This is a genomic window from Pseudomonas sp. R43(2017), from assembly GCF_002112345.1.
Classification (GTDB): domain Bacteria; phylum Pseudomonadota; class Gammaproteobacteria; order Pseudomonadales; family Pseudomonadaceae; genus Aquipseudomonas; species Aquipseudomonas kribbensis.
The window spans coordinates 714,581-736,075 of sequence record NZ_NEHJ01000002.1 but is presented as its reverse complement, the minus strand read 5'-3'; the positions used below and the strand labels follow the sequence as shown (position 1 = coordinate 736,075).

Below are 21,495 nucleotides of genomic sequence, written 5' to 3'. Positions count from 1 at the left end.
CACACGCCATACAAGGGAAAACAAAAGGGACCTCAGCCATGAAAAATGCCGAAACCCCGGTGGTGAAAGTGGTGCTCTATGGTGCCATGAGTAGCCTGGGCAGTGCGTTGATGGCTGAACTGCTGCGCCGCCAGCACGAAGTCATCGCCATCCTCGACGACCTGACCGCCCTGGCGCCACGTCCTGGCCTGCGCACCAAAAGCGGCGATCTGTTCGATGCCGAACGGGTCAACCAGAGTGTGGCCGGCAGCTCGGCGGTGATTTGCCTGCTCGATGCGCCGGGCCTGCCGTTCAGCAGCGATCATGTGGAAAAGTCCGTGGTGCTCGGGCCGGTGGAACAGGTGCTGGCGGTCGATGCGCTGATCGAAGGCCTGCAAGCGGCGCAAGTGTCGCGGCTGTTTGTCGTGGGGGATTTCGCGCTGCTGGACGAGCCGGACCTGGATGATCGCCTGCAACGCCACGCCGCCGAGGAAATCCGCGAAGCCCTGCAAGGCAGCCCGTTGCACTGGACGCTGGTCGATGCGCCACGCGGAGTGGCGGGCTTGACCATCGAGCATTTCAGCCAGGTCAGCAGCAGCCTTGAGCCGGGCTTGGCCGAACCGCTGGAACGCCTGAACCGGGTGGCCATCGGGATGGCCGATGAGCTGCGGTTGAATCTGCATGTGGGCGAACACGTGAGTTTTGTCGCGGTGTCGGACGTCTGATTACACCGCGATCGAAGGCAAATCCATTCCCTTCAGCGACTGCGCGCTGCTGGCCTGTTCGGCCATCAACCAATCGACAAACAGCTGGATCAACGCCCCACGACGCTTGCGCTGCGGCAGCACCACGTAATAGCCGAGGCGGGAGAGGGTGGTCTCGGCAATCGGCCGACATAACAAACCTTGGGCGAGCAAGTTATCCACAAGGTGCCGCCAGCCGATGGCCACACCCTGACCGCCAATAGCCGCTTGAATCAGCAAGGTGTAGTTATCGAAACGCAGTTGGCCCGGCGCAGGCGGCGTGTTGATACCGAGTTCGCGGAACAGCCCGCTCCAGTCGAACCAGTTGCTGCTGTTCTCACCGCGCAAATGCAGCAGCGGAAACTCCAGCAGCGCCTGAGGCGGCAAGGGCCGGGCGCGATCCTTGAGCAATTGCGGGCTGCACACCGGGAACACTTCTTCGCTGAACAGCCAATGACTTTCGCCCTGTTTGAAGCGACCGTCGCCGAACAGCACGGCAACGTCGATATCCGGCCGGAGCATGTTGTGATTGCGCTCGCTGGTGACCAGGCTGACATCCACCTGTGGATTGGCTTCGTGAAAACGATGCAGACGTGGCATCAGCCAGTACGCAGCGAAGGCGAAATCGGTGGCGACCTGCAGCACCTCATGTTGCTGTTGTGCGCTGATCGCGCTCAATCCTGCGTCGATATTCTGCAAACCGAGGGTGACTTGCTCGAAAAGGATCGAACCGACCTCGGTCAGCTCGATACCTCGGTAGATCCGGTCGAACAGCCGTGTTCCGAGCTGCTCCTCCAGCCTTTTGATTTGCTGACTGATGGCCGGTTGAGTGGTGCCGAGTTCCACCGCAGCGGCAGTAAAACTGCGATGACGGGCTGCCGCCTCGAAGGCGCGCAGCAGGTCCAGCGACAAATCACCGAGGGCTTCATACATAAGCTGTGCTTATCCTAGTCATTGTCCGGCACGGGCTTTACCGGAGATTGCGTGGAATCCATGCTCGATCGCAGCAATGTCGCATAAATATTCACTATGGAATGCCGCGATCACATGAAGCGCAAGAACATTCTCTTCATCATGGCCGATCAAATGGCCGCGCCAATGTTGCCGTTCTACGGCCCGTCGCCGATCAAACTGCCGAATCTCAGCCGCCTCGCCGAACAGGGCGTGGTGTTCGATGCCGCGTACTGCAACAGCCCGCTGTGCGCACCGTCGCGTTTCACCCTGGTCAGCGGCCAGTTGCCGAGCAAGATCGGCGCATACGACAACGCCGCGGATTTCCCCGCCGACATTCCCACCTACGCCCATTACCTGCGGCGCCTCGGTTACCGCACTGCGCTGTCGGGCAAGATGCATTTCTGCGGCCCCGATCAATTGCACGGGTACGAAGAACGCTTGACCAGCGACATCTACCCGGCCGACTACGGCTGGGCGGTGAACTGGGATGAGCCCGACGTGCGGCCGAGCTGGTACCACAACATGTCTTCGGTACTGCAGGCCGGGCCGTGCGTGCGCACCAACCAGCTCGACTTCGACGAAGAGGTGGTGTTCAAGGCGCAGCAATACCTCTTCGATCACATCCGCGAGGACGGCGACCAGCCGTTCTGCCTGACGGTGTCGATGACTCACCCACACGATCCGTACACGATTCCCAGGGCGTTCTGGGACTTGTACGACGATGCGGATATCCCGCTTCCCACAACACCGGATCAGCATTCACTCGATCCGCATTCCCAACGGTTGCTCAAGGTCTACGACCTGTGGGACAAGCCGCTGCCTGTGGATAAGATCCGCGATGCGCGCCGGGCGTATTTCGGCGCGTGCAGCTATATCGACGCCAACGTCGGCAAACTCCTGCAAACCCTCGAAGATACCGGGCTGATCGATGACACCATCATCGTGTTCTCGGGCGACCACGGCGACATGCTTGGGGAAAAAGGCCTCTGGTACAAAATGCACTGGTTCGAGATGGCCTCGCGGGTGCCCCTGTTGATAAGTGCGCCCGGTCAGTTCAAATCCGGCCGCATCAGCGCTGCTGTGTCCACCGCCGATTTGCTGCCGACCTTCGTGGAGCTGGCCGGCGGCAGCCTGGAACCGAACCTGCCGCTGGACGGCCGCTCGCTGGTATCGCACCTGCAAGGGCAGGGCGGTCACGACGAAGTATTCGGCGAATACATGGCCGAAGGCACCATCAGCCCGCTGATGATGATTCGTCGTGGCGCCTACAAATTTATCTACAGCGAAACCGACCCTTGCCTACTCTTCGATGTGGATAACGATCCACGGGAGCAGGAAGAACTCAGCCAGTCACCGCAACATCGCCAACTGTTCGACGATTTTCTCGCCGAAGCACGGGCCAAGTGGGACATTCCGGCGATTCACCGCGAGGTGCTCGAAAGCCAGCGGCGCCGGCGCTTCGTAGCCGAAGCGCTGACCATCGGCAAGCTGAAGAGCTGGGATCACCAGCCGCTGGTGGACGCCAGTCAGCAGTACATGCGCAACCACATCGACCTCGATGACCTGGAGCGCAAGGCCCGTTACCCACAACCCTGCCAAAACCAATAACGTTAAGGGGAAGTCCATGGTCAAGTTATCCACAGTCGTGACGGTCAGCCTGCTGGCACTGGGCAGCGCGTCCGCGTTCGCCGAGAGCTGCGACACGGTGAAAATGGCCGACCCCGGCTGGAGCGACATCGCCGCGACCAACGCCATCACCGGGTTTCTGCTGGACGGCATGGGCTACAAGGCCAAGGTCGACACCCTCGCGGTGCCGATCACCTTCGGCGGCTTGAAGGATGGCCAGGTCGACGTGTTCCTCGGCAACTGGATGCCGGCGCAGCAGGGTTTCTACGACAAGTTCGTGGCCACCGGTGACGTCACGCAACTGGCGAAGAACCTCGACGGCACCGAGTTCACCCTGGCCGTGCCGGACTACGTGTGGGATGCGGGTGTGCATAACTTTTCCGACCTGAACAAATTTGCCGACAAGTTCGACCGCAAGATCTACGGCATCGGCTCCGGCGCGCCGGCGAACATCTCGCTGCAAGAGATCATCAAGAAGAACGACTTCGACATGGGTCAGTGGAAGCTGATCGAGTCCAGCGAACAGGCAATGCTTGCCGAAGTCTCGCGGGCGGTGAAGAAACAGAAATTCGTCACCTTCCTCGGCTGGACCCCGCACCCGATGAACGTGCAGCTGAAAATGCATTACCTCAAGGGTGGCGAGAAATACTTCGGCGACACGGGTAGCGTCTACACCCTGACGCGCAAGGGCTACGCCGAGGCCTGTCCGAATGTGGGTAAATTGCTGACCAATCTTTCGTTCACTCAGGAGATGGAGAACAGCATCATGGCCGAGGTGGTGAACAAGAAGGTCAGCAATGCGGATGCGGTGAAGGCCTGGATCAAGGCGAATCCGGGGGTGCTGGACAAGTGGCTTGATGGGGTGAAAACCGTGGACGGCAAAGATGCGTTGCCGGCGGTTAAAGCCAAACTGTAACTGCGCGGGCCGATCGTTCCCACGCTCTGCGTGGGAATGCCGCCATGGACGCTCCGCGTCCCGAGCTGCGTACAATGCGCAAAATTTCACCCGAGAGGACCCATGGCCTTCCCCAGCCGCCGCTCACTGTTTCCCTTCCTGACCTGGCTGCCCCGGCAGACCCGCACCAGCGTCGGGCGGGACCTGGTCGTCGGCCTCAGCGGTGCGATTCTCGCGTTGCCCCAGTCGATTGCCTACGCCCTGATCGCCGGGCTCCCACCCGAGTACGGCCTCTATGCGGCGATCATCCCGGTGCTGATCGCCTGCCTTTGGGGCTCATCCTGGCATCTGATCTGCGGCCCGACCGCTGCCATTTCGATTGTACTGTTCGCCAGTGTCAGCCCACTGGCCGTGCCGGCATCACAGGACTACATCACCCTGATTCTGCTGCTGACGTTCCTGGCGGGGATTTTCCAGTGGCTGCTCGGCCTGTTGCGGTTTGGCGCACTGGTGAATTTCGTCTCGCACTCGGTGGTGCTGGGGTTCACCCTCGGCGCGGCGGTGGTCATTGCCATCGGGCAATTGCCGAACCTGCTGGGGCTGGATCTGCCGGCCAAGGCCACGGCATTGGCCAGCCTGATGGACTTGCTGCGCCATCTCGGGGCTGTGGATAAACCATCCTTCGTCCTCGGCGTCGCTACGGTGCTGGTTGGCGTATTGCTCAAACAACTGCTGCCACGCTGGCCGACGCTGCTGATGACTCTGGTGCTCGGCAGCCTGGTGGTGTGGCTGTGGCCGACGATGTTTGGCCATGTTCACCTGGTCAGTGCTTTTGTCGGGCGGTTGCCGCCGTTCAGCAGGTTGCCGCTGGACATGGATCTGGTCCTGCGTCTGCTGCCGAGCGCCGTGGCGGTGGGCATGCTCGGGCTGGTCACCAGTCTGTCGATTGCCCGTTCGATTGCCGCGCGTTCCCAGCAATTGCTCGATGCCAATCAGGAAGTCCGCGCGCAGGGACTTTCCAACATCATCGGGGCGTTCTTTTCGGGATCGTTGTCCGCCGGTTCGTTCACCCGCTCCGGGCTGAGCTATGAGGCCGGGGCCTGTTCACCGCTGGCCGGGGTGTTTTCGGCGTTGTGGGTGGCGCTGTTCGCGATTTTCGGCGCCGGGCTGATTGCGCACATTCCGATCCCGGCCATGGCCGGCAGCATTCTGTTGATCGCCTGGGGGTTGGTGGATCATCGCGGCATTCGTGCACTGCTGCGGGTCAGCCGGGCCGAGTTTGTGGTGATGGGCCTGACCTGCGTGGCCACACTGCTGCTGGAATTGCAGACGGCCATTTACGCCGGGGTGCTGGCTTCGCTGTTTTTCTATCTCAAGCGCACTTCGCAGCCGCGAGTGCAGCATTGGCGCGACGGCGAGGACGATGTGCTGCGGGTCGGCGGGTCGATCTTCTTCGGCGCCAGCCACTACCTGCAAGTGCGCCTGCAACGGATGCACGGCGCGCGGGTGGTGATCGAGGCGCAGCAGATCAACTTCATCGACTATTCCGGCGTGGAAATGCTCCATCAGGAAGCCCGGCGCCTGCTGCGCCAGGATCGCAGCCTGACCTTGCGTCAGGCACGACCACAAGTGGTGGAGGAGTTGCGCAAACTCGAAGGGCCGGAGAAATGCCCGATCCGCTTCGAGGACTGAAGAAGAACCCATTGTGGGAGCGAGCTTGCTCGCGATAGCGGTCTGTCTGTCTGTCTGTCTGTCTGTCTGTCTGTCTGTCTGTCTGTCTGTCTGTCTGTCAGATTGATGCTGGATCTGGCGAAGTCATCGCGAGCAAGCTCGCTCCCACAGGTATTATTCCGCCAACTGCCGACGCAACTCCGCCAGAACCGCCGCCGTGTCGGGACGCACACCCCGCCACAGGAAAAACGCTTCCGCCGCCTGTTCCGCCAGCATGCCCAAGCCATCCATCACCACACCCGCGCCATGCTCGCTGGCCCAGCGGCAGAACGCGGTCGGCTCCTTGCCGTACATCATGTCGTAGCACAGGGTCTGGCCCGGTTCGATCAGGCTTTCTGCAATCGGCGGCACGTCGCCGGTCAGGCTGGCGGAGGTGGCGTTGATGATCACGTCCACCGGCTCGCGCAGCCAGTCGTAACCGCTGGCCGACACTGGCCCGAGATCGCAGAACAGTTCGGCCAGCAGCTCGGCCTTGTCCACCGTGCGGTTGGCGATGATCACCGACGCCGGTTTCTCCGCCAGCAACGGCTCCAGCGCACCCCGTACCGCGCCACCGGCGCCGAGCAGCAGAATGCGTTTGCCGGTCAGGCTGAATCCGGCGTTGACCGTAAGATCGCGCACCAGCCCGGCGCCATCGGTGTTATCCCCGAGCAGGCTGCCGTCGGCGAGTTTGCTCAAGGTGTTCACCGCGCCCGCGCGTTGGGCACGGTCTGTCAGGCTGTTGGCCAGGCGGTAGGCGTCTTCCTTGAAAGGAACGGTCACGTTGGCGCCGCGACCTTCCTGGAAAAACGCCGTGGCGCAGGCGGAAAATTCATCGAGCGGTGCCAGCAGGGTGCTGTAGTCGAGGCTCTGACCGGTCTGTTCGGCGAACAGTTTGTGAATCATCGGCGACTTGCTGTGGCCAATCGGGTTACCGAAAACGACGTAACGATCCATCAGAAATCCTCAGGCCTGGGCCAGCCAGTCGCGGTCTTGCAGGAAGTACTCGGTCAGACGTGCCTCTTCGCTGCCCGGCTCGGCTTTCCAGTCGTAGGCCCAGCGCACTTGTGGCGGCAGCGACATCAGGATCGACTCGGTGCGACCGCCCGACTGCAGACCGAACAGGGTGCCACGGTCGTAGACCAGGTTGAACTCGACATAGCGGCCGCGACGGAACTCCTGGAACTCGCGCTGCTTGGCGGTGAACGCGTCGTTCTTGCGGCGTTGCACGATCGGCAGGTAAGCGTCGATGTACGCATCGCCGATGGCGCGCATGAAGGCGAAGCTGGTGTCGAAGTCCCACTCGTTCAGGTCATCGAAGAACAGGCCACCGATGCCGCGTGGTTCGTGGCGATGCTTGATGTGGAAATAGGTGTCGCACCAGGCCTTGTAGCGCGGATAGATGTCCGGGCCGAACGGCGCGCAGGCTTGTTCGGCAACGCGGTGCCAGTGGATGCAATCTTCTTCATTGCCGTAGTACGGCGTCAGGTCAAAACCGCCGCCGAACCACCAGACCGGCTCTTCACCTTCCTTTTCAGCGATGAAAAAGCGCACGTTGGCGTGGGACGTCGGCACATGCGGGTTGTGCGGGTGGATCACCAGCGACACGCCGAGAGCTTCGAAACCACGCCCGGCCAGTTCCGGCCGATGGGCACTGGCGGACGGTGGCAGACCACTGCCGAAGACGTGGGAAAAGTTGACGCCGCCCTTTTCGATCACCGCGCCGTTCTCGATCACCCGGGTGCGACCGCCACCGCCGGCCGCACGGGTCCAGGCGTCTTCGACGAAGCGCGTGCCGCCGTCTTCGGATTCCAGCGCCGCGCAGATGCGGTCTTGCAGGTCGAGCAGATAGGCCTTTACGGCGTCGGTGCGGGTCGTCATGGCATCACCTTGGATCGGGCATCGCCCCGTGGGCAAAGGGGCGGCGCAAATGGGCGCGTAGCATACCATCGCAGGTAGGCACGCCGCAGTTGACGAAGATCAAGCAGGGGAGTTCGATAGGGGCCTTCCAAATCGTCCCAAGGAGTAGGCAGATGGCCAAGCGAATCCAGTTCCGCACCCATGGCGGCCCCGAAGTGCTCGAATACGTTGACTACCAGCCTGCCGAGCCCGGCCCGCAGCAGGTTCGCGTGAGCAACAAGGCCATCGGCCTGAACTTCATCGACACCTACTACCGCAGCGGGTTGTACGCGCCACCGGCATTGCCGTCGGGTGTGGGGGCGGAAGGCGCGGGCATCGTCGAGGCGGTGGGCAGCGCCGTCACCCGGTTCAAGGTCGGCGACCGCGTGGCCTATGGCAGCGGCCCGCTGGGCGCGTACAGCGACGTGCACGTCCTGCCGGAGGCAAATCTGGTGCACCTGCCGGACACCATCAGCTTCGAAACCGCCGCCGGTGTGATGCTCAAGGGCCTGACCGTGCAGTACCTGCTGCGTCAGACCTATGAACTCAAGGGCGGCGAAACCATTCTGTTCCACGCGGCGGCCGGCGGCGTCGGTTTGCTGGCCTGCCAATGGGCGAAAGCGCTGGGAGTGAAGCTGATCGGCACCGTCAGCTCGCCAGCGAAAGCCGAACTGGCCAAGGCCCACGGCGCCTGGGAAACCATCGATTACAGCCACGAAAACGTCGCCCAACGGGTGCTTGAATTGACTGACGGGAAAAAGGTCCCGGTTGTGTACGACGGCGTCGGCAGAGACACCTGGCCGGCCTCGCTGGACAGCGTGGCGCCTCGCGGTCTGCTGGTGAGCTTCGGCAACGCCTCGGGTGCGGTGGACGGAGTGAACCTGGGGATTCTGGCGGCGAAAGGTTCGCTGTACGTGACTCGGCCAACCCTGGCGACCTACGCCAACAATGCCGAAAACCTGCAACGCATGGCGGATGAGCTGTTCGGGATGATCACCAGTGGCAAGTTGAAAGTGGATATCAGCCAGCGTTACGCACTGGCTGATGCGGCGAAGGCGCAGACCGAGTTGTCGGCGCGACGCACCACCGGTTCCACCGTTCTGCTGCCCTGACGGCAGATCTCTCCGGCCAATCGTCATGACTTGGTCGGAGTCTGTGGCAACTCTGCAAAAAACGGTGTCTTGCCGGTCAATGTCGTTTCAAATCCCTGACGGGCAAGACGCTTCACCTCCAGCCCCAATACACCGGGCAGACTGAGCAATGCGCTCGCTTGCCCTTCGACCTGCAACGCACCTTCGATGAAGGTATGCGCGACGGCAGTCAGCCTGTCCTCGGCGATAGCCAGACGCATGTGCGCTCCACCAGGCTGTCGATCGATCTGCACCTGGACATCTGCAGTGTCCAATTCAGGCAAGAGCTGCCGAAGTACGTGCAATACCTGTGACTGAGTGATGATCGCCCCGCCCAGTTTGATCGATGTTTCGACCCGTCCCTCAAGGGCCAGAACCGGCATGGAGCTGCCACAGGCACAATTCGTCACCGTGCGCAGGATTCGCCCACGATCCCCGATCCTGTAGCGAAACAGCGGCGCATGATCGGGCAGCAGGGGCGTCAGCAGAAACTCACCGGTCTCTTCTTCTGCCACGGCCTGCAGGGTCAGGGGATCAATCACTTCGACCAGCATCGCGTCGGCATGCAAATGATAAAAACCATGTTCAAGGTGTGCACACTGAAAGCCGATGGGACCCGTTTCCGTCGAGCTGTAGCCCAACGAGCGAATTTTCAGCTTCGGCCAATCCCGAGCCAATTGGTTGCGCAGCGTTTTACTGCAGGGTTCTCCAATGTAGTAAAGCCACCTCAGACTGCCCAACTGTTCTGAACCAACGTTTTCATGATTGAACAACGCAGCGGCGAAAGAAGGGGTGCACATCAGCGCATCGGCCGCGTGCGACTGAATCAGCTCGGCAATGCGCTGAACACCCATCTGTGAGCCGGCGGGCAACAAGCGTGCGCCAATGTGCTGGACAATGGCTGTCGCGTAATGAAACGCACCCTGCATTTCACCGGCCGTCAGGCAGTTGATGACCACCTCCGGATGCTCGTCCGCCACATCAAACATCCGTGCCCCCAGAGGCACGATCGCGGCGTTGAACGCCCAGGAATGGGTGATCTGTTTGCGATTGCCGGTGCTCCCTCCCGAGGTCAGGGTCAGTCCGCCACCGGGTGCTCGGTGCGACGCATCACCGAGCGCGGAAAACAGCTCACCGCCGAACTCGTCTTCCACTGCCAGAACCGGCAGTCGATGCAGATCAGCCAATGTCTGCACCTCCAGGATCCGGGGATACAGCGCGCGGAACCACGGCAGAGAACGCGCGTGAGCCAATTTTTGTGCAAGCGCCTCGGCTGATAAATCCATCAGTGGATCATTGCTCATTAGCCCATCCTCCCTGACGAATGCCCAACTCCTCGAATCCGCTACGGACGGAACTCGCCAGAGATTCCAACTGGCGCTGACTGTGGCTCGCGCTGATGGCCAGACGCAAAATCGCCTCGCCCTTGGCCACTACCGGAAACAGTGCGGTAGTGACCGCCATGCCCTGCCGACGCAAATGCTGCGCCAGACAGATTGCATCTCTCTCGGCTCCGACGCGGACAAAACGAATGGGGGACTCGACCTGATGATTGCCCAGCACCGGCCCAAGCAGGCCGTCGATCACGGCGATATTTCGCCACAGAGCGGCCTGCAATTGACCCAGCTCCGGCGACAGGTGGATTTTCCCGGAGGCAACTGCCGCGCCCACTCCAGCCATGGAAAGCGGTCCGCCAAAGGTATAAGTCGAGGCGTGGCTGCGTATCAGCTCGGCATCCGCCGCCGTACGCACGGTGATCGCGCCACCGGTTGCACCGAATGCCTTGGACAGCGACGACAGAAGGATCAGCCGACCGCGCAGCCGTTCTTCAGCAGCGGCCAATGCATACCCACCCCCTGTCACTCCGTGGATCGAAGTGCCGTGGGCATCATCCGCATAAAGATAACCGTCAAAACGCTCCGCCAGCTGCAACAGGCGGTTGACCGGATACACACCGCGCATCGAGCCAATGCTGTCGGTCAGGATGATGGGCGTGTTACCCGCTGCGACCGCCGCCAGACACGCATCCTCCACTTGCTCCACATCATTGCAATCGCAGCGCTGTACCGGACCGAACTGCCAGAGAATGCCCTGCAGCACCTGCATCGAGGCATGCGCCGCGCGGTCAACAATCCAGCAGGGACCACGCCTCAAGGGGTAGGAGGGCATCTCACCGGAGCCGAGCAGCGGCAGGCAGCCAAGATGCGCGCTGCCTACCGAGTTGAAGGTAACCGTATGCCCCTGAAATATCCGGCTCAGTTGTTCATCCAGCTCACGCATGGGAGGCAACAGGACTCGGGTTCGCGCCGCAGCAAACTGCACACCGAAGGCTTCGGCGGCGCTCACGGCTCCGTGAATCAAGCGTGGATCACACTCCAGCCCCAGGTAAGAACATGAGAGAAACTCCGTCAGCCGTTCGCCGCTGTCGAGTTCGATCTCCTTGCCTTCACGCTTGACCAGTTTCAGACCGTTCAGCCCGGCATCGAATAATTGCTGCTGATCGTCACGAGATTGCCGGACACGGTTTTTGACCCAATTGACGCTCGGTTGAATGGTGTTCATCGGGATACCTGCATAGCAGCTGTCCGGCGATAGACCTGCACACGCCAGAGCTGGGTTTTTTCTTGTGCGATCTCTGCCTGGTACTGATGGGTGATATCGCAGAAACCTGCACAATCGGGTTGAACCACATGCAAATGGCCACGCATGACCACCCGCGCGTTTTCTGCCAGCGCCGGGGCCAGGTTCTGGAGAACATGGGCACCAGCCGTTTCGGGCATGAAGGAAGGCACGTCCGACAGAGATACGAAATCGATGCCTGTTTCCCCGGCAACACAGTCGAGGATGTCAGCCTGCACAACGCGTAACTCGCACTGCTGAAGCCCCTCACGGGCACGCTGGAAAATCTGCGGATCACACTCCAGCGGAAAGCCTTGCGGATAACGCAGCTCACCGAAAAACAGCATTTGCAGGAAAAAGCTCTCCCGTACCACCTGAGAGGTGAACAGCCTGTGGAAAATTTCCAGATAGGCCGCACGGGAACTGATACCAAGGTTGTTGGGGGGAAACGAACCTTTGTACAACAGCGAATTGAGCACTGCTGCGTTGCCCAGCAAAGCGATCACGACCTTCCAGCGTTTGAGTGGAAAGCGCTTTCGGTAATATTCCGTTTGTTCTTCAAGGCAGCCGTACTGAAAAATGCCCCGGCCCGCCTTGCCGGTGAACAGTCCGGTGATCTTCGCCAGCCGCTTCAGAGTCTGCTCGAATGCGCCCATGTAAATCGGCGCGTCCCATTGCCTGGACTGGAATAACCCGAACAACCAGCGACGATCCGCGGGCGGCAAAATCAATTGCTGAAAAATGGATCGGCGCCGTGCTCTGAGACTTTCCATCCGATAGCCCATGAACTCCATGAACGACTCGTGATCGGTCTGTTCCAGCAACGCCAGACGCAACCGGGTGAACGCCAGTTGCGGCGCACTGATGTCGCTACAGGTCATGCGTAACGGATTTGCGGCCAGCAGCGGCAACAGGCGCCCGCCGCATCCGGCAATACCCAGCACGTGTCGGGCATGCCTGGGCAGGATCGCGTACTCAAGCACGGTGTCTTCATCCCCCAGCGTGTAGTTGAGCTGGTCGAAATAGTCAGCCATGCCTGCCTCCAGCCACCTGATAGGAACATGGGCACGAGATCTTCATTGGCTGTCCAGGGCGTGGAGAAAGTCATAGCGGGGCGCCAGCCCGTTTTGCCAGGCCTCGTATTGCTCATAAACGGCCTCAAGCATGTTGCCGGTCAGGCGCAGGCTGGTTTCCATGACGATGGCAATGGCATCCCAATCGTCCTGACGCTTGCAGGTACGCTGCAGCATGAGTTTGATTTCGTTGAAGTGCTCGATATCGATGTCGGAATGTGCAACGAAGAACGTCAGCTGAGCCGGTTTCAGCTCCAGCGATTCACTCAGACGGTTGATAAGTGGCGTAATGAACTGGTAGGCATTTTCTGCCCAGTAGCTATAACCCAGTCGCTGTAGCGGATTACCGGTAAAGGAAATCCAGTACAAATAGGCAATCAGTACTTCAGTCTCTGGAAGTGCAGATGGAATATCGAACACGTCATGCTTCAGACCAAGGCTCATGACATCGTGCAATGCCATCTTTTCATGACCGACTTCCTGTGCCGCATGTTCAAAACAGAACTTTGCATACACCGGATTATCTGCATGTCGCACACCCACCAATCCTTGATTTCGCGCATTGTGTGCCGTGTAGTGAAAGGTTTCGATCATGTAGATCGCATATAACACTCTGGAAACTTCACCTTCGCGAATGGCTTTAACCAGACGCGAATTCTCCAGAATATCGGCCCATGACTTTTCGATTCGCTCATCGAGCAGGCTCAACTGTTGGTTAAAACTGAGGGGCGCATTCATCAACGTGTTTCTCCGATGGCAGGTGAGTGGGTTGTTGAAGTGCGGCGAAAATCTGCTGCCATTGAGCTGAAAGCAGCCAGTAATCACCACGCTTGCGGTGTTCGATGTGCAGAGCGTCGGTAGTGATCGGCGTCAGGCCGAAGCGCTGGAAGAATCGCCGTTGCGGTGATCGGCAGAGGGCGGTGACGCCTTCATGACCGTGCCTGATCGCCCATTCCGTGGCAGCCGCCAGCAGGCCGTTGACCAACATCGGGAACTGATTTTGCGAGTGGCTGATCAAGCGGCTGAACTCGACATGGCGCGATAGCGCCACCGTGGGAGAAACATGCTGCTGCGTCAGTGATGCCCATTCGAACGGCGCAGGCGTGACTCTCAATACAGCCATGGGTCTGTCGTGCAGATACAGCAAAAAGTGGGTACTGCGCGAGGCAATTGCCAGGCGTGTTTCAAACAGTCTGGCTTTGGGCGTCAACATGTAGTGCTGCAATCGCAGTCGAAAATGACGAACAACAAACTGTTCAAACTCTCGCGTATCCGAGCCTGCCTCAAGAATAACGATACGATAACTTTCATAACGACTTTTCAAGGTCGCCTGTAATGCCTGCAGACAGTCCGTTAATTGCAAATACCTGATATCCATTTCTTCTCCGCAGCCGTTAACTTTTCGAAGTTTTCTGAGCGCATTGAAATAATGAATGTTTTTAGAAAAACCGCCACTGTGCAGCTTCTGAGAATAACGTCGGAAAAATTACAACAAATGAATACTTACCGATTCATCTGACATAGAAAGGAAAAAATCAAACCGAAAAACCGGTCAGTATGTTCAGTTACATGAAGGAAAAATCGCAGGCACGCGTAGTACTCCTGGCCATGAAAGCCAAGGAGTACTCACAGAATTAACCAAGGGTATTATCAGGCCGGACGCACAACCTTGCCAGTCGCCAGATCGCGGATCAGGCTCGGATTCTTGCGCCCGCCGAGCATTCCGCCCAACACCAGATCGACCTGACCACGGAAATACTGCTCGACCCGCAAGCGAGTCTTCGCCGCTGGCCGGCCTTGCGGGTTGGCCGATGTCGAGATCAACGGTCCGACCAGCGAGCACAAGTCCCGCACCTGCGGATGATCGCTGACCCGCAGCGCCACGGTGTCATGCACCCCGGTCACCCACTCCGGCAACAGGTTCTGATGCGGCACCAGCCAGGTGTTCGGCCCCGGCCAGGTACTGGCCATGCGGTCGATCCAGTCCTGAGGAAAATCCTCGAACAGGAAGTCGAACTGACGAATGTTGTCGGCGACCAGGATCAACCCTTTGTCCACCGAACGGTTCTTGATCGCCAACAGGCGATCCACCGCTTCTTCATTCCATGGATCGCACCCCAGCCCCCAGACGGCTTCGGTTGGATAGGCAATCACCGCCCCGGCGCGAATCTCTCGTGCGGCTTGTTGCACACGCCAACTGTTGACCATGAAAAACTCTCCGCAAACAGGTTTCGCGCAGTTTACCGATCTTCAATGTAAAACCTAGCTTACCCGCGCAAACCAGCGACCGTTTTCGCATACGGCGCGGCCCTCCATCTCCAGTTCGGTCAATGCTGCCAGTACTTTGGGCAACGCCCAGCCACTGCTGTCGGCCAACCCCTCGCTGGTATGAGGTGCGGCGTGCAATAGCCGCAACAACGGGTTATCGGTACTTGGTGCGGTTGCGGACACCGACAGGTGCTGCCAGCCGCGCAAGGCTTCGAGAATATGTTCGATGGTTTCCACCAGCACCGCGCCATCGCGGATCAATTGATGACAACCGCGCGCGCCGGGGTGGTGGATCGAACCCGGAATCGCGTACACCTCGCGCCCCTGCTCCGCCGCCAGTCGAGCGGTGATCAACGAGCCGCTGGCCACGCTGGCCTCGACCACCAGTACGCCGAGGGACAAACCGCTGATGATCCGGTTGCGCCTGGGGAAGTTGCTCGCGGTCGGTCCGGCATCCAGTGGAAACTCCGAAATTACCGCACTGCCCGAGGCAATCATCGTGTCCGCCAGCCGTCGGTTGCGCTGTGGATAAAATTTTTCCAGACCGGTGCCCAGCACGCCGACGGTTTGCCCGCCGACGTCGAGCGCGGCCTGATGCACAGCCGCATCAATGCCCAGCGCCAGGCCACTGGTAATGACGAAACCGGCCCCGGCCAGGCTGCGGGCAAACGCCGTGGCGGTGTCCATTCCCGGCCGTGAGGCGCGGCGACTGCCGACCATCGCCAGTTGCGGTTTTTCCAGGATCAGCGGGGCACCGGCAACGAACAGCAGCGGTGGCGGGTCGGCAATCTGCGCCAGCAAAGCCGGGTAATCCGGCTGATCCCACATCAGCAAATGCTGGCCCGGGCGCTCTAGCCAGGCCAATGCGCGGCTCGCGCCGTCGCGTACTTCAGGACAACGGCGCGCTTCGGCACTTGCCACCGGCAACCCCAACGAACGCCAGGCACTGGCCGGCGCACTGATGGCTTTGGAGGCGGAGCCGAACGCTTCGAGCAATCGGGCAAAACGCTTGGGGCCGATTTCCGGCAGGCGGTGCAGGCGCAAGCGCGCTTCCAGTTCCGCAGGGGAAACCGGCGTACAGACAGACATCATCATGGATCATCCTTGATCGTTATAAGCCCCGAACCTTTCGGAACAAGCTGTGGATAACTCTGTTGGTAACTTGTGAAGCCAGCTAAGGATTTCGCACCTTGTCCAGCACCGCCAGCGAGCGCGATGCGTTCAATACCAGGCCGTAGCTGAGCTTGTCGTAGGTGCGGAACACCATCAGCAATCCGGCTCGTTCATCAGGGATCTTCAGTGGTTTTCCGGTGATCCGGTCGCGCACGGTTTCCCCGGTTTTCATCACCACCAGCACGTTGCCCTCGGCCAGACCGTCGCGTTTGCCCTTGTTCAGGGTCACCACGTCCATTGCGCCGATCTGCGTGACGCCCCGTGGCACATCGATGATCAGGCCGTTGATGTCGCTGGTGGGCGCGCTGGGCATGAAGGTCGAGTTGATCGAGCGTTCTTCGCCACTGAACAGACGGTCGCCGAGGCGCACTTCCTGGGTGGTGCGTTGCAGGGCGAGGGTGGCGACGTCGCCCTCGGTGGCGACGATTTCACCGCCGCCGATATCATCGGCGTTGATCCCCAGAAACTCCTTGCTCTGCGGATCGGTGTAGACCTTGCCCTGACGGAAGATGCCGTAGACCGGCTGGTTCGGATCGAAATGGCCGCGGGCGAAGATCCGGTCGCCGGTGCCGCTGAGCACGCGTTCGGCATCACCGGCGACGATGTACGGCGCCTTGTCGAAGTCCTCGACCTTGTCGACGATGCGGTTGCTCAGCAGAAAGCTGTTGATGGATTTCAGCGGAATGCTCGGAATCGCCTCGGCCACCGGGCTGCTGCGGATCCGTGGCGACAGCTTGATCGTGCCGCGCGATTCCCCGCGATTGAGGGTCAGGCGTGGCTGGCCGTTGACGTAACTGAGCGTCAGGGTGTCGCCCGGATAGATCAGGTTGGGGTTTTCGATCTGCGGATTGGCCCGCCACAACTGTGGCCACTGCCAGGGTTCGCGCAGGTACTTTCCGGAGATATCCCAGAGTGTGTCCCCCGAAACCACCGTGTATTGCTGTGGAAAACCTTCCTTGAGTTGCACTTGCCCGTGCGCGGTGCCGGCCGAGGCCAGAAACAGCAGGGCGAGTAGTGATTTCCTCATGCGGTGAATCCCTTTATCATGTGCGTTCGCGTGAAACGCCAGAGCCCCCGTGGCTCGCTCCCTGCTCTATGCTGAAAAGCAAGGAGCTACGTTTCACAACGGTAGCCTGCATCTTCGGACCCGCCAGGCCATCGCCCGACTTTACCTCACACGTGCAGCAATCAAGCTTATGGCCATTTTGAACATCCTCGAATTTCCGGACCCGCGTCTGCGCACTATCGCCAAACCTGTGGCTGTAGTGGACGACGAAGTGCGTCAGCTGGTCGATGACATGTTTGAAACAATGTATGAAGCGCCGGGCATCGGCCTCGCCGCGACCCAGGTCAACGTGCACAAACGTATCGTCGTGATGGACCTTTCCGAAGACCGCACCGAACCCCGGGTGTTCATCAACCCCGAGTTCGAACCGCTGACCGACGAAATGGAGCAATACCAGGAAGGCTGCCTCTCGGTGCCGGGCTTCTACGAAAACGTCGACCGCCCGCAGAAGGTCAAGATCAAGGCTCTGGACCGTGACGGCCAGCCTTACGAACTGATCGCCGAAGGCCTGCTCGCGGTGTGCATCCAGCACGAATGCGACCACCTCAACGGCAAGTTGTTCGTCGATTACCTGTCCACGCTCAAACGCGACCGGATCAAGAAGAAACTGGAAAAGCAGCACCGCCAGAACGCTTGATGCCCCTCTCCAAAGGCTTGCTGCGGCAAGCCTTTTTCTTTTTATGAGATTCCCCCCATGACTGAGCCACTGCGCATCGTTTTTGCCGGTACCCCGGAATTCGCCGCCGAACACCTCAAGGCCCTGCTGGACAGCCCTTACGAGATCGTCGCGGTCTACACCCAACCGGATCGTCCGGCCGGTCGTGGGCAAAAACTGATGCCGAGCCCGGTCAAACAGCTCGCTCTGGAAAATGATATCCAGGTGTTGCAGCCGCCGACCCTGCGCAACGCTGACGCTCAGGCCGAGCTCGCAGCGTTGAAGCCGGACTTGATGGTGGTGGTCGCCTACGGCCTGATCCTGCCGCAAGCGGTGCTGGATATTCCGCGCCTGGGCTGCATCAACAGCCACGCCTCGCTGCTGCCACGCTGGCGCGGGGCGGCGCCGATCCAGCGCGCCGTAGAAGCAGGCGACGCCGAGAGCGGCGTGACCGTGATGCGCATGGAAGCCGGCCTCGATACCGGACCGATGCTGCTTAAAGTCGTGACCCCGATCAGCGCCGACGACACTGGCGGCAGCCTGCATGACCGCCTCGCCGAACTGGGCCCGCCAGCCGTCGTGCAAGCGATTGCCGGTCTGGCCGCCGGCACCCTGCAAGGCGAAGTGCAGAACGACGACCTCGCCACCTACGCCCACAAACTGAACAAGGACGAAGCGCGCATCGACTGGAGTCGCCCGGCCGTCGAGCTGGAACGTCTGGTCCGCGCCTTCAATCCATGGCCGATCACCCACAGCACGCTCAACGGCGAAGCCCTGAAAGTGCTGGCGGCGACACTGGCCGAAGGCAAAGGCGCACCAGGCACCATCCTCGGCGCCAGCAAGGACGGCCTGCTCGTCGCCTGTGGCGATAAGGCGCTGTGCCTGACCCGCCTGCAATTGCCCGGCGGCAAGGCGCTGAACTTCAGCGATCTGTTCAACAGCCGTCGTGAGAAATTCGCCACCGGCACGGTGCTTGGCGCAGCGGTGGACGCGCAATGAACCCGCGTCTGGCCGCCGCCAAGGCACTCGCCGCCGTCCTGAGCGGCAAGGCTTCGCTCAACAGCTCCCTGCCGACGCAACTGGACAAGGTCGAGGATCGCGATCGCGGTTTCACCCAGGATCTGGCGTTCGGCACCGCCCGTTGGCAGCCCCGTTTGTCGGCGCTGGCGGAAAAGCTGCTGCAGAAGCCGTTCAAGGCTGCCGACGCCGATGTCGAGGCGTTGCTGCTGGTCGGTCTCTATCAATTGCTCTACACCCGCGTCCCGGCTCACGCCGCCATCGGCGAAACCGTCGGTTGCGCCGACAAACTCAAGAAGCCGTGGGCCAAGGGCCTGCTGAATGCCGTACTGCGCAACGCCCAACGCGAACATGAGGCGATCTTCGCCGAACTGGAACGTGACCCGGTAGTGCGCACCGCCCACCCGCGCTGGCTGCAGAAATCCCTCAAGGCCTTCTGGCCTGAGCAATGGGAAGCGATTTGCGAGGCGAACAACGCGCATCCGCCGATGATTCTGCGAGTCAACCGCCGTCATCACAGCCGCGACGCCTACCTCGGTCTGCTGACTGAAGCGGGCATCGCCGCGCAGCCGTGCACCTTCAGCCGCGACGGCATCGTCCTCGACGCAGCCGCCGACGTGCGCAGCCTGCCGGGCTTCACCGAAGGCTGGATCAGCGTGCAGGACGAAGCCGCACAACTGGCCGCCGACCTGCTCGATCTCGCGCCGGGCCAGCGAGTGCTGGACGCCTGCTGCGCACCGGGCGGCAAGACCTGCCACATCCTCGAAGCCGAACCGGCGCTGGCCGGTGTGGTGGCGGTGGATCTGGAAGCCAAGCGTCTGGTGCGGGTGAAGGAAAACCTCGAACGCCTCGGTCTGAGTGCTGAGCTGATCGCCGCCGACGGTCGCGACACGGCCGCGTGGTGGGACGGCAAACCGTTCCAGCGCATCCTGCTCGACGCGCCGTGCTCGGCCACCGGGGTGATCCGCCGTCATCCGGACATCAAGCTGACCCGTCAGGCCGACGACATCGCCGCCCTCGCGCAACTGCAAGGCGAGTTGCTCGACGCGATGTGGAAAACCCTCGAAGTGGGCGGCATCCTGCTCTACGCCACCTGCTCGACCTTGCCGACCGAGAACACCGAAGTCATCGCCGCGTTCCTTGAACGCACGCCGGGCGCCCGGGAACTGGATCTGGCCACCGCCGCCGGGATCAAACAGCCTCATGGTCGCCAGTTGCTGGCCCAGCAGGGCGGGCATGACGGGTTCTACTACGCCAAGCTGATCAAGATCGCTGCCGCGCGCGGCTAAACGGATTCAATGGAGTGACGGGTTGAAAATCATCATCCTCGGTGCAGGGCAGGTCGGCGGTTCGCTGGCTGAACATCTGGCCAGCGAAGCCAACGACATCACCGTGGTCGACACCGATGGCGACCGTCTGCGCGACCTTGGCGACCGTCTCGATATCCGCACCGTGCAGGGCCGTGGCTCGCTGCCGACCGTGCTGCGTCAGGCCGGCGCCGACGACGCCGACATGCTGGTGGCGGTGACCAACAGTGACGAAACCAACATGGTCGCCTGCCAGGTTGCCCACACCCTGTTCCACACCCCGACCAAGATCGCCCGGGTACGCGAAGCCTCGTACCTGACCCGCGAGGAGCAACTGTTCCAGAACGAAGCGATTCCGGTCGACGTGCTGATCAGCCCCGAGCAAGTGGTCACCAACTACATCAAGCGCCTTATCCAGCATCCCGGCGCCTTGCAGGTAATCGACTTCGCCGAAGGCCAGGCGCAACTGGTGGCGGTGCGCGCCTATTACGGTGGGCCGCTGGTGGGGCAGCAACTGCGCCAGTTGCGCGAACACATGCCGAATGTGGAAACCCGCGTCGCCGCCATTTTCCGTCGTGACCGTCCGATTCTTCCTCAGGGCGACACGGTGATCGAAGCGGACGACGAAGTCTTCTTCATCGCTGCCCGTGAGAACATTCGCGCGGTGATGAGCGAAATGCGCCGTCTCGACGAAACCTACAAACGCATCGTCATCGCCGGCGGCGGGCAGATCGGCGAACGCCTGGCCGAGGCCATCGAAAGCCGTTACCAGGTGAAGATCATCGAGATGAACCCGGCGCGTTGCCGCTATCTCTCCGACACCCTCGACAGCACCGTGGTGCTGCAGGGCAGTGCGTCGGATCGCGACTTGCTGCTGGAAGAGAACATTGCCGACGCGGACATCTTCCTCGCCCTGACCAACGATGACGAAGCCAACATCATGTCGTCGCTGCTGGCCAAGCGTCTGGGTGCGAAGAAGGTAATGACGATCATCAACAACCCGGCCTACGTCGACCTGATCCAGGGCGGCGACATCGACATCGCCATCAGCCCGCAACTGGCGACCATCGGCACCTTGCTGGCCCACGTGCGCCGTGGCGATATCGTCAGCGTGCACTCGTTGCGCCGGGGCGCGGCGGAAGCCATCGAAGCGGTGGCCCATGGTGATTCGAAGTCGAGCAAGGTCATCGGCAAGGCCATCGAAAACATCGCCCTGCCGCCGGGCACCACCATCGGCGCGATCATCCGCGATGAAGAAGTGATCATCGCCCACGACGACACGGTGATCGCTGCCGGCGACCACGTAATCCTGTTCCTTGTGGATAAAAAGCATATTCGCGACGTAGAGAAGCTGTTCCACGTGGGCCTGAGTTTCTTCTGA

Annotated in this window: 20 protein-coding genes; 9 read left to right on the top strand and 11 right to left on the bottom strand. The window is 60.9% G+C overall.

Going from position 1 to position 21,495, the window contains the following annotated elements:
- Positions 1-38 precede the first annotated feature (38 nt).
- Positions 39-704, top strand: a complete 666-nt coding sequence (locus CAG02_RS07935; protein WP_085713067.1) for an NAD(P)-dependent oxidoreductase — start codon at positions 39-41, stop codon at positions 702-704.
- On the opposite strand, the gene CAG02_RS07930 is transcribed toward CAG02_RS07935, so the two are convergent.
- A complete protein-coding gene (locus tag CAG02_RS07930; RefSeq protein WP_085713068.1) occupies positions 705-1,655 on the bottom strand; it encodes a LysR family transcriptional regulator in 951 nt (316 codons plus the stop codon).
- Positions 1,656-1,769: 114 nt separating this feature from the next.
- On the opposite strand from CAG02_RS07930, the gene betC reads away from it, so the two are divergent.
- From betC to CAG02_RS07915, 3 genes are all read left to right on the top strand, one after another.
- A complete protein-coding gene (gene betC, locus CAG02_RS07925) occupies positions 1,770-3,284 on the top strand; it encodes a choline-sulfatase (protein ID WP_085713069.1) in 1,515 nt (504 codons plus the stop codon).
- 16 nt (positions 3,285-3,300) lie between these two features.
- Positions 3,301-4,218: a choline ABC transporter substrate-binding protein gene (choX, locus tag CAG02_RS07920; RefSeq protein ID WP_085713070.1), complete on the top strand. Its 918-nt coding sequence runs from the start codon at positions 3,301-3,303 to the stop codon at positions 4,216-4,218.
- Positions 4,219-4,320: 102 nt separating this feature from the next.
- The gene (locus tag CAG02_RS07915) at positions 4,321-5,889 is read left to right on the top strand and encodes a SulP family inorganic anion transporter (protein ID WP_085713071.1); all 1,569 of its coding nucleotides are present in this window, start codon (positions 4,321-4,323) and stop codon (positions 5,887-5,889) included.
- A 153-nt stretch (positions 5,890-6,042) separates the two neighbouring features.
- On the opposite strand, the gene aroE is transcribed toward CAG02_RS07915, so the two are convergent.
- Together aroE and hemF are read right to left on the bottom strand one after the other, a co-directional pair.
- A complete protein-coding gene (aroE, locus tag CAG02_RS07905) occupies positions 6,043-6,864 on the bottom strand; it encodes a shikimate dehydrogenase (protein ID WP_085713072.1) in 822 nt (273 codons plus the stop codon).
- A gap of 9 nt (positions 6,865-6,873) precedes the next feature.
- On the bottom strand, positions 6,874-7,788 hold the full coding sequence (gene hemF, locus CAG02_RS07900) for an oxygen-dependent coproporphyrinogen oxidase (protein ID WP_085713073.1): 915 nt from the start codon (positions 7,786-7,788) through the stop codon (positions 6,874-6,876).
- 152 nt (positions 7,789-7,940) lie between these two features.
- On the opposite strand from hemF, the gene CAG02_RS07895 reads away from it, so the two are divergent.
- Entirely contained in the window at positions 7,941-8,918 is a 978-nt protein-coding gene (locus tag CAG02_RS07895) for an NADPH:quinone reductase (protein ID WP_085713074.1), read from the top strand.
- A 23-nt stretch (positions 8,919-8,941) separates the two neighbouring features.
- Here CAG02_RS07895 and CAG02_RS07890 read toward each other — a convergent pair whose 3' ends face one another.
- The 8 genes from CAG02_RS07890 to CAG02_RS07855 form a co-directional block, all read right to left on the bottom strand.
- Positions 8,942-10,240, bottom strand: a complete 1,299-nt coding sequence (locus CAG02_RS07890; protein WP_085713075.1) for a phenylacetate--CoA ligase family protein — start codon at positions 10,238-10,240, stop codon at positions 8,942-8,944.
- Positions 10,230-11,498 (bottom strand): aminotransferase class I/II-fold pyridoxal phosphate-dependent enzyme, encoded by a 1,269-nt coding sequence (locus CAG02_RS07885; RefSeq protein WP_085713076.1) that lies wholly within the window; start codon positions 11,496-11,498, stop codon positions 10,230-10,232. The genes CAG02_RS07890 and CAG02_RS07885 overlap by 11 nt, the downstream gene beginning before the upstream one ends.
- Positions 11,495-12,589 carry a DUF3419 family protein gene (locus tag CAG02_RS07880; protein ID WP_085713077.1) on the bottom strand — a complete coding sequence of 365 codons (1,095 nt, stop codon included), beginning with the start codon at positions 12,587-12,589 and terminating at the stop codon, positions 11,495-11,497. Before CAG02_RS07880 ends, CAG02_RS07885 begins: the two co-directional genes overlap by 4 nt.
- A gap of 42 nt (positions 12,590-12,631) precedes the next feature.
- Positions 12,632-13,366 carry an iron-containing redox enzyme family protein gene (locus CAG02_RS07875; protein ID WP_085713078.1) on the bottom strand — a complete coding sequence of 245 codons (735 nt, stop codon included), beginning with the start codon at positions 13,364-13,366 and terminating at the stop codon, positions 12,632-12,634.
- Positions 13,344-14,006: a hypothetical protein gene (locus CAG02_RS07870; protein WP_085713079.1), complete on the bottom strand. Its 663-nt coding sequence runs from the start codon at positions 14,004-14,006 to the stop codon at positions 13,344-13,346. The genes CAG02_RS07875 and CAG02_RS07870 overlap by 23 nt, the downstream gene beginning before the upstream one ends.
- A gap of 272 nt (positions 14,007-14,278) precedes the next feature.
- A complete protein-coding gene (locus CAG02_RS07865; RefSeq protein ID WP_085713080.1) occupies positions 14,279-14,836 on the bottom strand; it encodes an L-threonylcarbamoyladenylate synthase in 558 nt (185 codons plus the stop codon).
- Between the two features lie 54 nt (positions 14,837-14,890).
- Positions 14,891-15,991 (bottom strand): DNA-processing protein DprA, encoded by a 1,101-nt coding sequence (gene dprA / locus CAG02_RS07860; RefSeq protein WP_085713081.1) that lies wholly within the window; start codon positions 15,989-15,991, stop codon positions 14,891-14,893.
- A 79-nt stretch (positions 15,992-16,070) separates the two neighbouring features.
- Positions 16,071-17,096, bottom strand: a complete 1,026-nt coding sequence (locus CAG02_RS07855) for a LysM peptidoglycan-binding domain-containing protein (protein WP_085713082.1) — start codon at positions 17,094-17,096, stop codon at positions 16,071-16,073.
- 169 nt (positions 17,097-17,265) lie between these two features.
- On the opposite strand from CAG02_RS07855, the gene def reads away from it, so the two are divergent.
- From def to trkA, 4 genes are read left to right on the top strand one after another with little or no spacing between them, the layout of a single operon-like run.
- Positions 17,266-17,772 carry a peptide deformylase gene (gene def / locus CAG02_RS07850; protein WP_085713083.1) on the top strand — a complete coding sequence of 169 codons (507 nt, stop codon included), beginning with the start codon at positions 17,266-17,268 and terminating at the stop codon, positions 17,770-17,772.
- A gap of 57 nt (positions 17,773-17,829) precedes the next feature.
- Positions 17,830-18,789, top strand: coding sequence for a methionyl-tRNA formyltransferase (fmt, locus tag CAG02_RS07845; RefSeq protein ID WP_085713084.1), 960 nt, complete (start codon positions 17,830-17,832; stop codon positions 18,787-18,789).
- Complete coding sequence (gene rsmB / locus CAG02_RS07840) at positions 18,786-20,096, top strand: 16S rRNA (cytosine(967)-C(5))-methyltransferase RsmB (protein ID WP_085713085.1); 1,311 nt, start codon at positions 18,786-18,788, stop codon at positions 20,094-20,096. The genes fmt and rsmB overlap by 4 nt, the downstream gene beginning before the upstream one ends.
- 22 nt (positions 20,097-20,118) lie before the next feature.
- Positions 20,119-21,495, top strand: coding sequence for a Trk system potassium transporter TrkA (gene trkA, locus CAG02_RS07835; protein WP_085713086.1), 1,377 nt, complete (start codon positions 20,119-20,121; stop codon positions 21,493-21,495).

Bases quoted from the DNA above. Each gene is read 5' to 3' on its own strand.
- def (WP_085713083.1), top strand. From the start codon at position 17,266: ATGGCCATTTTGAACATCCTCGAATTTCCGGACCCGCGTCTGCGCACT.
- dprA (WP_085713081.1), bottom strand. From the start codon at position 15,991: ATGATGATGTCTGTCTGTACGCCGGTTTCCCCTGCGGAACTGGAAGCG.
- CAG02_RS07915 (WP_085713071.1), top strand. From the start codon at position 4,321: ATGGCCTTCCCCAGCCGCCGCTCACTGTTTCCCTTCCTGACCTGGCTG.
- CAG02_RS07895 (WP_085713074.1), top strand. From the start codon at position 7,941: ATGGCCAAGCGAATCCAGTTCCGCACCCATGGCGGCCCCGAAGTGCTC.
- CAG02_RS07890 (WP_085713075.1), bottom strand. From the start codon at position 10,240: ATGAGCAATGATCCACTGATGGATTTATCAGCCGAGGCGCTTGCACAA.
- CAG02_RS07935 (WP_085713067.1), top strand. From the start codon at position 39: ATGAAAAATGCCGAAACCCCGGTGGTGAAAGTGGTGCTCTATGGTGCC.
- betC (WP_085713069.1), top strand. From the start codon at position 1,770: ATGAAGCGCAAGAACATTCTCTTCATCATGGCCGATCAAATGGCCGCG.
- CAG02_RS07855 (WP_085713082.1), bottom strand. From the start codon at position 17,096: ATGAGGAAATCACTACTCGCCCTGCTGTTTCTGGCCTCGGCCGGCACC.
- CAG02_RS07885 (WP_085713076.1), bottom strand. From the start codon at position 11,498: ATGAACACCATTCAACCGAGCGTCAATTGGGTCAAAAACCGTGTCCGG.
- choX (WP_085713070.1), top strand. From the start codon at position 3,301: ATGGTCAAGTTATCCACAGTCGTGACGGTCAGCCTGCTGGCACTGGGC.
- hemF (WP_085713073.1), bottom strand. From the start codon at position 7,788: ATGACGACCCGCACCGACGCCGTAAAGGCCTATCTGCTCGACCTGCAA.
- fmt (WP_085713084.1), top strand. From the start codon at position 17,830: ATGACTGAGCCACTGCGCATCGTTTTTGCCGGTACCCCGGAATTCGCC.
- rsmB (WP_085713085.1), top strand. From the start codon at position 18,786: ATGAACCCGCGTCTGGCCGCCGCCAAGGCACTCGCCGCCGTCCTGAGC.
- CAG02_RS07875 (WP_085713078.1), bottom strand. From the start codon at position 13,366: ATGAATGCGCCCCTCAGTTTTAACCAACAGTTGAGCCTGCTCGATGAG.
- CAG02_RS07870 (WP_085713079.1), bottom strand. From the start codon at position 14,006: ATGGATATCAGGTATTTGCAATTAACGGACTGTCTGCAGGCATTACAG.
- CAG02_RS07880 (WP_085713077.1), bottom strand. From the start codon at position 12,589: ATGGCTGACTATTTCGACCAGCTCAACTACACGCTGGGGGATGAAGAC.
- CAG02_RS07865 (WP_085713080.1), bottom strand. From the start codon at position 14,836: ATGGTCAACAGTTGGCGTGTGCAACAAGCCGCACGAGAGATTCGCGCC.
- aroE (WP_085713072.1), bottom strand. From the start codon at position 6,864: ATGGATCGTTACGTCGTTTTCGGTAACCCGATTGGCCACAGCAAGTCG.
- CAG02_RS07930 (WP_085713068.1), bottom strand. From the start codon at position 1,655: ATGTATGAAGCCCTCGGTGATTTGTCGCTGGACCTGCTGCGCGCCTTC.